3 protein-coding genes and 1 pseudogene are annotated in these 2018 nt (G+C 50.1%); 3 read left to right on the top strand and 1 reads right to left on the bottom strand.

Annotated features, from left to right (window positions below):
* Nucleotides 1-147: 147 nt before the first annotated feature.
* Nucleotides 148-456 (bottom strand): annotated as a pseudogene (locus tag AACY31_RS28575) (transposase domain-containing protein); the annotation flags it as partial.
* Nucleotides 457-732: 276 nt separating this feature from the next.
* Between AACY31_RS28575 and AACY31_RS28570 the strand changes: the two are divergent.
* The 3 genes from AACY31_RS28570 (at nt 733) to AACY31_RS28560 (ending at nt 1906) form a co-directional block, all read left to right on the top strand.
* The gene (locus tag AACY31_RS28570) at nt 733-1035 is read left to right on the top strand and encodes a hypothetical protein (protein ID WP_339505622.1); all 303 of its coding nucleotides are present in this window, start codon (nt 733-735) and stop codon (nt 1033-1035) included.
* Between the two features lie 111 nt (nt 1036-1146).
* A complete protein-coding gene (locus AACY31_RS28565; protein WP_339505621.1) occupies nt 1147-1557 on the top strand; it encodes a hypothetical protein in 411 nt (136 codons plus the stop codon).
* 100 nt (nt 1558-1657) lie between these two features.
* Complete coding sequence (locus tag AACY31_RS28560; protein WP_339505620.1) at nt 1658-1906, top strand: hypothetical protein; 249 nt, start codon at nt 1658-1660, stop codon at nt 1904-1906.
* Nucleotides 1907-2018 lie beyond the last annotated feature (112 nt).

The following is a 2018-nucleotide window of genomic DNA, read 5'->3' as shown; positions in this document are numbered from 1 at the left end:
TGTGTTTGCCGAGATCGATACCGACCAGCGCTGATTCGCTCATGAAGATGGCCTCCGAAAATAAAACACCCTGCGAAAGCGTAGCCCTCGCGGGGTGTCGGGGGGGACCATCTCATTACCCCACCTAGTTACGGATGGGATAACGGTTTACCGTGGTATTTCCGGTGAGCAGTTCCACGGCAATAGTGCTTCGTAGTCAGCTACCGACTGCGCATGCGGCAGTCGCTCCAGTACGTGGCGCAGCCACGTATAAGGCTCTTGGCCGTTGACCTTGGCAGTTTCGACCAAGCTATAGATCTGCGCACTGGCCGTCGCGCCTTTGGGCGTGTCGCTGAACAGCCAAGCCTTGCGACCGATCACAAACGGCCTTATTGCGCGCTCTGCCGGGTTGTTGTCGATCGGTAAAAAGCCAGCCTCCACGTAACGCTCCAGCCGGCTCCAGTTGCTGGCCAGATAATCAGGCGTGTAGCCAGGGTGGGACCTGTGATGGTTATAATCTGTTTCCACAGGACAAGAATTTCAATAACTCGGCCTATAAGGTTTTCTATGAAAATAGAATAAAGGAGGCTTTAAATGATCCTTCTAAAACTGTTGGTCCGACTACTATAAAGTTTAATCGCACGGATCCTGGTTCGGCGAGGCCCGACACGATGGAATTGACGTATACAATAGATGGCAAGAGTAAAATTTTGCGCTTTGAAAATGAGGCTAAAAAATTCCGGAGGTTATAGAGTGATTATTGAAGATATAGAGTTGGCAAAAGAAATTTTTGCACTGATAGAGGCTGGCATTGTGCATGGTTATGACTCTTTTCGTTACGAAGTTGAGGTGGGTGACGGCTATTCGGAGGAAGAGCTCGTGGTTGAAAATAATGGGGTGGAGGTGACAAATGCCGAAACTGAATTCAATGGCGCGGTTCTATATAGTCTGGTAAAGCGATTAAAAGAAAACTCTAGAAAGCGTGGTGAAAACTGGACTTCATTTGTCATGTCCTATAGGCGTGATGGCGAAGTAAAAACAAATTTCAAGTACTAATGTTCTGGAGCTATAGAGAGTAGGTCACGAACAAATATGGAAAAGGACAGAACATCGCCCGGTTTCTCCAGACTTTTACGGAGGTCGTCTTCTTCCTGTAAATGCCGCGCGATGCACCAACCCGACTCATCATCTACACCGATGCGGGTCGGCGTCGGGCTGGGCCTTGCCGTTGCCGTCTACACAACCGGAAAAGGCCCCTTCTTCCTGGAGAATTTTGCATACTCCTGGTTACCGCAAGCGGCAGTGCTTTGCATAGCGCTGCTGTGCAAAGCGTCACGAGAATCGCTGGGGGGAATGGCTACTGCCATGGGGCTGTACTTGTTCCTTTTCGACCTCTGGGTCACAGACTCCATGGGGTGGCTTTTCTACTTATTCAGCTTTCCAGGCATCCTCATTGGGGCATTGCTTAACGTTGTTTTCAGCCCCTCGCGGAAGGTATTCAAGGCGCTGGTAGCGTTTGCGTGGGTGGTTCTCGGTATAGTGGGAAATTTGGCGGTTCTCGCTATTACGGTCACATAAGACTCCTAGCAGCGATTGGCAATATGATATGTACTAACAGGCGGCTTGCAGCCTTGAGCAACTGATAGCAAACCGAATCCTGGAAGTGAGTCAGTACTTTATGAACGAAGGTTGGCAAAACGACGATTACCTCATCGTCCTCACGCAGGATGAAAGCTTCGCTGCGATGAAAGCCTACCGGTTTGACCATTACCTGCCGGGTTATACGCTACTGGGCCTAAGAAGTTGGGACGACTTTATCGTCATCAACTCTTGCGGAGTAATGTTTACGGTGCCAACACTGCCGCTCGATGCGTCCTGTGTTGCGCCGTTTGCGCTGCCCCAGCAGATTTCGCTAGGGATGGTCTGAAATAGCCGGATGTTTTCCGGCTATCGAGCCGTCAGTACTTTTCAAAAAACGACCCGCGTCGAAATTTGATCCATTTTCTTCATTTTTCAGCCCTTCCGGGCGCAGCAAGGCG

Origin of the sequence: Pseudomonas sp. RL_105y_Pfl2_101 (genome assembly GCF_963970585.1) — a bacterium.
Classification (GTDB): Bacteria; Pseudomonadota; Gammaproteobacteria; order Pseudomonadales; family Pseudomonadaceae; genus Aquipseudomonas.
This window is presented reverse-complemented; position numbering and strand designations above follow the sequence as displayed.